The following is a 7,320-nucleotide window of genomic DNA, read 5'->3' as shown; positions in this document are numbered from 1 at the left end:
GCGACGCTGCACGCGGGCGGCCATCCGAAAAGGCGGCGTCCACACCGGTGAGATCATCCCGTTCCGTCACGCCGACGCGTCGTGCCCACGATGCGGAGCGCCGATGAAGCGCGGCACGGTCGGCGGGAGAACCACGTGGTGGTGTTCGGAAGAGCAGGCCTAAGGGCCGGTCAGCCTCGTTGTACCTGTCGGATTCCTTCTCGAGGGCACCGCCCGAGGCAGTTGTATGGAACGGGGTTCGTCCGGGACTTTGCGACTGCTCACGAACAGAGGGGGTGCCGTCTTGGGCCTGCAGTCCGGTCGCGCGCCTCGCGAAGGGCTTTGATGTTGTTCGTGGCAGCGACGATGCTGTCGAGCCGGTCCGCTCAAGTTCGCTCCATCACTTTGACACCGGGAGCTGCCGAAGCACCGTCAAATGCGCCCGAAGAACCGGACCCTGGCCCTGCCACTTAGTACGCCCGGGTTGGCGCGCATCCGTCAACTGTCCAACATCGACAATATATAGGGGATCAGCTCACGAAGAGCTTCGGTAGCGTTAACGCTAGCGATCTCATGCCATTTATCATCTTTTTCTTCGTCCGCTTTATCTGATATTCCGCGGATAATAAGGAACCCCACCACTCCATCTTCTCTGGCGCGTTCATAGAAGGACGCAGTCACACCGCCGGCCTCAGTCTCTACGGCCATAGTTTTATCGTTGTACCCCTGCAGCCAGGCTGGTATGTCCGACAACTTCGAACCAACAACGGCTGAACCAGTACCGATGGGTCCCTCGTGCAACCGAAATACTCCGCTTGGCCTAGAAATATGCGCGGGTTCGCCCTTATCTTCAAAAAAGTCCGAGAGTACACGAGAGATCTCAACAGGAACGGAAACCGAGTCCCCACGTCGCTTGACGCCAGCGTCGAGTTCCTTACGATTGTCGTACTCGATAACTTGATTTGCTATAACCACGTCGCCCAGGTCTACACCCGCGTGAATGGATCCTGCTATTCCAAGAAGTACAATTACTTTCGGATTGTACTCCCGCACTAGATCCGAATACGCTATAGACGCGGCGGCTTGGGTCCGTTTCGCACATCGCGTCGACGCCACCGTTACAGATCGTTGATCATAAACTAACTCGCCAACCGTATACGATCGCTTTGATCCAGAGCGCACTTGGCCAAAGCTAGGTTGACGTCGGAGCACTTCTGCGACCGCACGCGCCTCGGTTGAGATAACCGTGATAATCCCGAGATCGACTGGCATCGTTTCCGCCTTTACATCTTTAGAACCCAAAGACTGCAGGTATGCAGCCGCCCATGTGTTTACAGGTAGAGTTTTCGGTGCGTGTATGCTCGGCTCGACATGCAGAGCCGCACCCCTGGTCACGGGGCTATTCGACTCTAAGCATAACCTAAGGACGTCGGCAGCACGATCGTGATTTTGCGGATCCAGCGCCACTAAAATTGGATCTCGCGATAAGTAACCAGATAAAATAGAGCTAATCGCGTTTATTCTCTTATAGAAACCGTCACCGTAAAACTCGGTCGAACCTTCCCCATGATAGAGCATCTCGTCTCGTGGAAGCGCGGGCAAAATTGCGATTCGAAGGCCTAGGCCTGGCAGACAGTCCTCAAGAATTGATGTAGATATCCGCGAAAGATGTCGGGATGCTTCACGACTCGAACACGCGATAGTCCAGCCCCGAGATTCCGCGGATGAAGGTAAAATGTTCAGCACTACACCCGAACGGCTCACCCGTCGGTACTTATCCACCGCATTATGAATACTCTCTATCAGGTCCGAGTCAGGGAATGGATCAGTGCTGGGGGTTTCTATACGGATGGCCGAATTGAAGACCACCAATTTGCGAAGCCCTCCATGCCCGCGGCTCCGAGCTTGCGTTTCCTCGATAATCGAGGGTCCCGAAAGTCTGAGCCGAGCTAGCATCGCGATCGACGATGAGTGTAGTTGTTGAATCGTATCGGTTGTCAGCTCACTGTTGCTTACCCGCTCCACGCTCGTCACAAAAACGATTTGATCGGGGTTCTTAAGCGTGGCGTTTGCTCTCTCTGCTAATTCTCGAGCCCGCTCACATAATTGGGAGACCTTCATGCTTGTTACTCCACCTTGACCCAGCTGGCGCGCTCGCGCAGCGTACACCAGACGTAATCCACGGAGCGCAATGTCGGCGACGATCAGCCAGTGTCCGAGACGCTTAGTTAGCGTATCAACGGCTGAATCTACAGTTCCCGAGTGCGAATTGGTAATAACCTCGACAACATCAAGCCATAACTCATCCGCAATTTCGTCGTCGCCTATCGCCTTCAATGCTTTGAGTAATTCGTCACGACCTTGGCCTTGACCGTGGCGGAACTTCCACCAACCACTTTTAGCTGCCGTAGCGGCATTCATCTTGCCCAGCGCAATAAGACAAGCGTAGGGCTCGCCGTGAAAGCTTTCAGCACGAGAAAGTAGAGCTGGGGCGTCCAGCAGCACTAGCTTTACCTCGGCCGCGAGCGCAGCCGGAAGGTCGGCCAGCGGACCGCAGGTCGCCAACAGCGTTAACATGCCGACAGCGTCTAAATCCCCCTGCCCGCCGCGCCTCAGACGACGGCCAAGTACTAATCCGAGCTTTTTGGCCTCGCGTATCTGGTTGGCCGATAGGGGCAGATGGTCCGTTGACCTCGCGTCGCCCAAAAGCCATGCCGCCTTGCGATTACGCGCAGTCGGACCACGCTTTAACCTTCCCGCCGCATACAATCTGGAGGTCAAGGAACGGCCTTGCTCCTCGCCAAACAGATCGCGTGCGCCCGATCGCACCACTGCACCATGTAAGGAAAAGCGAACTCCGACCGTGTCGGGAGCGCCCAACCGATGGTCGTCCCAGCGATGCAGGAATGATTTTGCGACACCGTATCTGAGCAGAATTACTAAGATCTTCTCGGTTACGACCCGAGGTAGTACATCATTTTCAGACTCCCGCAGCACCGCTGACAATGTTTCCCAGCACAGGTGTTCCTCGGCTTCGCCAAAATGCACATCCTCGCCATGGCGAAATGCTCGAACGATACTGCCATTCACTTGGGCAGTGATGGGGACAGCAACACCGGCGTCAAGTGCAATATCGAGCCACAATGAGACAAACTCACGCGCATCGCCAACAGCCAAATTTGAACCGTGGCCTCGCCGCAGGAGATCAACCAGCTGGTCGATTGAGTATCCGACTTTCAGGCGGTTGACTAACGCGCGGTATTGCTTGTCGTCTATCGCCGACTTACCATGCGCCTTGACTATTGATCGAGCTCTTTCTTCCTTGTTTCGATACAGCTCTGTAAATGGACGGGTAAGTTGCTGTTGCAGATATAGGGTATTTGATACTTTGAGAGTTTGTTTATGCATTTGAGGCGGGACAGGCTTCTTCGAATTAAATACTCGTACGCCCTCAAAAAGTCCACTTTGACCGGCTAGCGCGCAAACTAGCGGAGAGACGTCAGGTGTGAAAATGTAATCCGCTTGATCTTTATGAATATCCCATCGAACTTCCGGTACAACACTTTTTTGGAGTCGCTCAACCCACAATTGTCCGAACTTGGCGGACACGATGAACTGTATCATTCGAAGCCGACTCGTCGCAGATTTGAAACCTTGAGTGAGCATTCCCTGGTACGTCCCTGCGCTAGCCAGAGCCGCCTCAAACAAATCCTGAATCTCAGATTCTCTCAAACTGGAAAAACTGAACAACGGAATTATGCGGATCGAGATGTCCCGGCCAGCCGGAAGTGATGAAACATAGACGCGGATCTTTTGCAGCTGACAGAACCGTGACGCCGGCCATCCAAGATCATCATCGACCTTATGAACTATCCACGGTTGTGGTGAAAATGTGTAGGAATCTATATCATAGTGTGCTTGCAACGAGCTGGTGACTTCTGCGGCGGTAAATCCGGATACAGAATTGATTCGAGGTCGAAATGATTTGGGAAGCCGAACCGTGGTGGTGGGCCAATCGATATTGTAAGGACGGGGAACGATACTTATTGCAGCTACGATCTGGCCACAGAATGCCATGCTAGACCTATTATCTAACGCGGCATACGGCTCTCTGGGTTTAACCAGATCGGAATTCCACGAGTGGACATCGACAGCCACTACGTCAGTTATTACGACTGCTCCAGCTGAAAGTAATTTCTGTGAGGCTTCATTGATCGAGGTTCCCGAAATTACGACGTCGTCAACCAGATTGACAACTTTTCCCTTCAAGAAATCAAGATCCATGTCTAGAATTCGGTCTGAGTATATTGGCTTATCGGTGGTCACGTACTTCAATAGACGCATCGAATCGATTAGGCAGGTGGCTTTTCGGGCCATCGAAATGACTACGTCCGCGTCACGACCAATCCTATCGCCGAACGTCCGGAGTTGCTCGGAAGTATCGGAGGTAAACTGGTTGATGAAATCATTGCGGCTAGCCACGCAAGTTACTACCTCTCAAGTTCAGGACCATCTTCTGGTCCCGTTGTCCCACCCGAAGCGCCCGCCACAGGCCAGCAACTTGTGTCCGGTTGCGGCTCGGACCGCCCGACAAGCCGGAGTGTACCGTTAAAGCCTGCTCTTGAGGCGGTCAGATGGATTGAAGACCCCAATCCGATGACACGTAACCTCATCAATGAGCAGTTTACCGAGGCGCTCGGAACGTCCGCGAAATCACGGACTAGTTCGACGACGCTCTGTCCTCGCCTCGGCGTTCTCGATACCCGCTGGACGATCGCCGCGGATCTGGCCTCGATCGGCAGCGTGGACTGACCGATGACGGTCGATCCCGACTACTTGCGCTCACTTGATAGAGGTATGCAGGCGGAAAGCGCCAAGTACTCGATCGTGGAAATAGTCGCCGACGGTACCGCGCTTCGCAGGGCGCTATCCGTGTGTCGGGCTGACAGGATTTGAACCTGCGACCACTTGACCCCCAGTCAAGTGCGCTACCAAGCTGCGCCACAGCCCGTGGCTGCCCCGTGAGAGGCATCGCCGCCCCGTGAGGAGCAGCCTGAACAGGTTATCCGACCGGCCTGCCTCAGTGCCAATCGCCTGGCCGGCGCCGCGCGTCAGAGACGAGCGAGCAACTCCGCCTTCTTGGCGGTGAACTCGTCGTCGGTGAGGATGCCGCGCTGGTGCAGGCCGGCCAGCGACTCGATCGTCGCCAGGATGTCCTCGGAATCGCTCGTGCCGCCCGTGGACGACGCCGGCGGCGGCTCGGCCGCCGGCGCCTCCGGAGACGCGTCCCCCTCGACCTCGGGGAGGCTGGACACATCGAAGGTCCCCAGCTGACTCGTGAAGGTGACCGCCCCAGGCCCGACACCCTGCTGCTGCGCCACACCGCCGATATGGTGCTCACCGGTGTCGAAAACCCTTGTCACGCCCTGCACCTGGATGGCCAGACGTCGGGTCGCGGGAAAGATCGCATAGCGCGCGTCGTTCTGGCCCCCGAACGAACTGGGGACACCGAGATCACCGGGCCACCAGCTGGACGACGGTACCCCAACCTGGCTGTCGTCGGGGAACACAGCCGAAGTAGTCACGAGTTCCGACAGCTCCGAGCACAGCGCGTCGACACGGGCCTTGAGCGCGTGATCGAACATGTTGCCCACCATGGTCATCCCGCCGCGGATCCACTGCCCCGATCCACCGAGCTCAGGAATCGAGAACTGGGCCATCGTGCCGCCGCCCCTGCTCACCGCCAGCAGCATGGCCAGAACGGCGTCATGCGAGACCTCGTGACGCTGCGCGACCTCGGCGACGGCACGTTCGACTTCCGGGCTGACCGTTGTTCGCATCAGACGATTCTAGGCGTCGAGCGACTTCCGGGATCGACGCATGGAAGTCTGCCTACTTCAGGTCCAGCGCCCTCGACACCGTGAAGAACAGGTCGGTCTGATCGGTCAGGCCCACCACGTCCGCGGCATTCGGACCGTAGGCCGCGATCCGCAGCTGGGATCCGGTGTGGCCCTGATCGTAGGCGTCGAGGTTGTCCGAGGTGCCATAGGACACCGTCATCGGAGCGCCGTCCTTGGTGGTCAGCACACGAGTGAGTCCGGGGTAGATCGCCTCACGCACAGCCTGTTCGGGAAGCTTCGCCTCTTCCGCCGCGGCCGCGACGTCCTCGGCACTCGTGGTCTCGACGACCTGGCTGCTGTGGGCGTGATCCGCCGTGACGATGACCAGGGTGTCCTTGGACTCCTTCGCGTAGGCGAGCGCCACCTGGGTGGCGTCGTCGAGATCGACGGTCTCCCCGATCTGGCCGCACGGGTTCGCGGCATGGTCCTGCTTGTCGATCGACGCGCCCTCCACCTGGAGGAAGAAGCCCTTGTCGTTGCCCTTGAGCAGGTCGATCGACTTCTTCGTCATGTCGGCGAGCTTGGGGACATCGGCGCCCCGCTCGGGGTTGTCGGTGCACGTCGCGGCCGGCTCGAGGTAGCCGCCCTTCGTGGCGACGGGGCCCTGCATGCGCACCGGCATGTTGCCGTCGGCGAAGAGCCCGAGCACCGGTGCGTCCTGGTTTGCCTTGTCGAGTTTGTTCACGTCGTCGGCTGTGCGGACGATGTTGTAGCCACGCTCCTTGGCCTGGACCTCGAGTGTCTTACCCCGGTAGTCACCGGCCTTGGCGACCTGCTGGAAGCTCTCGGCGCCACCACCCATCACGATGTCGGCGCGCGAGGTGAGGATCTGCTCGGAGATGGATCCGAGTCCACCCTTCTCCAATGCGTTCTCAGGGCACTTCGCAGTGGTGTCGTCAGGTCCGTAGCACTTGCGCGCGCTCACGTGCGCGAGCTGCACCGCTGGGGTCGCGTCCTGGATCTCAGCCGTGCTGATGTCGCCGGTCGCCTTGCCGGATTCCTTGGCCTTCTGCAGCAGTGTCTTCTGCGGCGCTCCCTTGATGTCGACCGAGATCGCGCCGTTGTAGGTCTTGGTGCCGGTCGCCCAGGCCGACCCGCTCGCCGCGGAATCAGTGACGTAGCTGGGCTTTCCGTCCTTGCCCACCGAGTAGTGGGTGTACTGCCCGGTGAGCGGCAGAGCATCGATGCCCGGGAAGGCACCTGCGGCGCCCTCGGCGTAGTTGCGCGCCACGGTGATCTCCGAGTCGCCCATTCCGTCGCCGATCAGCAGGATGACGTTCTTGGCGCCGGTGCTGCGGATCGAGTCCTCGATCAGCTGACGCCGGTCATCACCCGAGCGGCGGGCACCGCCGTGCTCGGAGATGGAGCCGGTGGCCGCGGGGGTGAGCATCGGCAGCGCCGAGTCCGACCCCTTGTCGCCGTCGTCGGAACCACATGCGGC

At 58.3% G+C, this 7,320-nt stretch carries 3 protein-coding genes and 1 tRNA gene; all 4 read right to left on the bottom strand.

Annotated elements, in window-relative coordinates:
• Nucleotides 1-477: 477 nt before the first annotated feature.
• Entirely contained in the window at nt 478-4,263 is a 3,786-nt protein-coding gene (locus tag JHC79_RS14770) for a hypothetical protein (protein WP_296392075.1), read from the bottom strand.
• 653 nt (nt 4,264-4,916) lie between these two features.
• A tRNA-Pro gene (locus JHC79_RS14765) sits at nt 4,917-4,990 on the bottom strand.
• Between the two features lie 100 nt (nt 4,991-5,090).
• Entirely contained in the window at nt 5,091-5,819 is a 729-nt protein-coding gene (locus JHC79_RS14760; RefSeq protein WP_296392074.1) for an SHOCT domain-containing protein, read from the bottom strand.
• Nucleotides 5,820-5,871: 52 nt separating this feature from the next.
• On the bottom strand, nt 5,872-7,320 hold a 1,449-nt coding region (phoA, locus tag JHC79_RS14755; protein ID WP_296392072.1), incomplete at its 5' end, for an alkaline phosphatase.

The organism is Williamsia sp. (assembly GCF_016462415.1).
Taxonomy (GTDB): Bacteria; Actinomycetota; Actinomycetes; order Mycobacteriales; family Mycobacteriaceae; genus Williamsia_A.
The sequence above is the reverse complement of the archived record's forward strand: the minus strand, read 5'-3'. Positions and strand labels throughout refer to the sequence as shown.

What these genes read in the sequence shown, in the direction of transcription:
- JHC79_RS14770 (WP_296392075.1), bottom strand. Translation starts at nt 4,263, where the DNA reads ATGGATCTTGATTTCTTGAAGGGAAAAGTTGTCAATCTGGTTGACGAC.
- JHC79_RS14760 (WP_296392074.1), bottom strand. Translation starts at nt 5,819, where the DNA reads ATGCGAACAACGGTCAGCCCGGAAGTCGAACGTGCCGTCGCCGAGGTC.